The 1,569-nt window shown below is 63.3% G+C and carries 1 protein-coding gene and 1 pseudogene; both read left to right on the top strand.

Annotation, left to right across the window (positions count from 1 at the left end; genetic code table 11):
* Positions 1-185 (top strand): annotated as a pseudogene (locus tag BCD48_RS21970) (ISAs1 family transposase); the annotation flags it as partial.
* Positions 186-532: 347 nt separating this feature from the next.
* Positions 533-1,569, top strand: a 1,037-nt coding sequence (locus BCD48_RS50775; RefSeq protein ID WP_131804083.1) for an NACHT domain-containing protein, incomplete at its 3' end; no start/stop codon positions are given.

Below are 1,569 nucleotides of genomic sequence, written 5' to 3' on the forward strand. Positions count from 1 at the left end.
ACGAGGACCGCCACACCGTCCGCACCGGCAACGCGCCCCTGGCCTGGGCGATCGCCCGCGACACCGCCATCAGCGCGCTACGCCTCACCGGACACAGAAGCATCGCCAAAGCCCTGCGAGCCACCGCCCGCCAGCCCGAACGCGTCCTCCAGATCATCGGCCTGATCAGCGAAAAGGGACTTTGACGGCACCCTGGGTTCGAGGGTACGACAGTCGTTCGACGCCCCCGCCAGTTGATCAACCAGCCTGCTTGTCCGGTGCGGGGTAGCGGATCTGGGGACCGATGCCGCAAAGCTCGGGTGACCTTGGAACGAGTACCGGTCGAGGTGCTGGTGACGGCGATGCCGTAGGACACTGTGGGCGCTCACTCTGGCGACCATTCGTTTGCAGGCCGCCTACCTGCCGGTTCACGCCGTCGCTGGCTGAACGACGAGTTCAGGCTTGGTGACGGCTGGCGGTCCGCCCGGCGGTATAGTTGCTAGGTTTGCGGGGCCGGTCTCGGACCACGTGGGGAACGCGTGCGGGGGTGTTGGTGGCAGAGCCGATTAGACTCCGCCAGACCGGCTCGGCGACCGCGCGCGAAGGCGGTATCGCGAACACCGGTTACATTGCCGGCGACGTGTTTTTAGGGCAACGGCCGGTACGTTCGAGATATCTTGCACAGGTTCGACAGATCGCACCAAAGCAGCTGGTGGGTCGAGATCAGGAACTGGCGGACATGACAAGTTTCTGCACAAGCCGTGAGTCGCTCGGATACATGTGGTGGCGTGGCCCCGCCTGGGCCGGAAAATCAGCGCTACTAGCTTGGTTTGTCATGCACCCACCTGAAAACGTCCGGATAGTGTCGTTCTTCGTCACGGCCAGGCTGGCGAGCCAGGATGATCGGGTAGCCTTCGTCGATGTTCTCCTCGAGCAGTTGGTCGAATTGTTAGGGCCTCCGTCGATGCCCCTACATCTGACCGACGCGACGCGCGAGGTTCACGTCCTAGGCCTCTTGGGAGAGGCTGCAGAAGCCTGTCAGGAGCGTGGCGAACGCCTGGTCCTAGTCGTCGATGGACTAGACGAGGACCGCGGGGTTACGGGGCCTCTAGCGTATAGCATCGCGGGCCTTCTACCTGTTGTTCCTCCGGCCGGGTTGCAGATCCTGGTCTCTAGCCGACCGAGCCCGCCTATCCCTGCGGACGTTCCGCACCATCATCCATTGAGAAAGCCTGGAGTGACCCGCGATCTTTCGGTCTCGCCGGCTGCTGAGGTCGCACGCTCCGATATGGAGCGGGAGCTCAACCGGATGCTTGAGGGTCGCTCCGAAGAGAAGGATCTGCTCGGATTCCTTGCGGTCGCGGGCGGTGGTCTGACTGGCGTCGACTTGGCCGAACTGGCCGCGCAGGATGAGCGGGTCATCGACCGATATCTGCGTACTGCGATAGGGCGCAGCTTTGCTTCTAGAGCAAGTATCTGGAATCCTGATTCCGGTGTTGTACCTGCCGAAAAGTACGTCCGGGCAGGTCAGGCGGCGTGTTCGTACTCGTGCAGGATGCCGCCGAGGCGGTCGCGTCGGCGGATGTCGAG

The organism is Pseudofrankia coriaricola (assembly GCF_001854805.1).
Classification (GTDB): domain Bacteria; phylum Actinomycetota; class Actinomycetes; order Frankiales; family Frankiaceae; genus Pseudofrankia.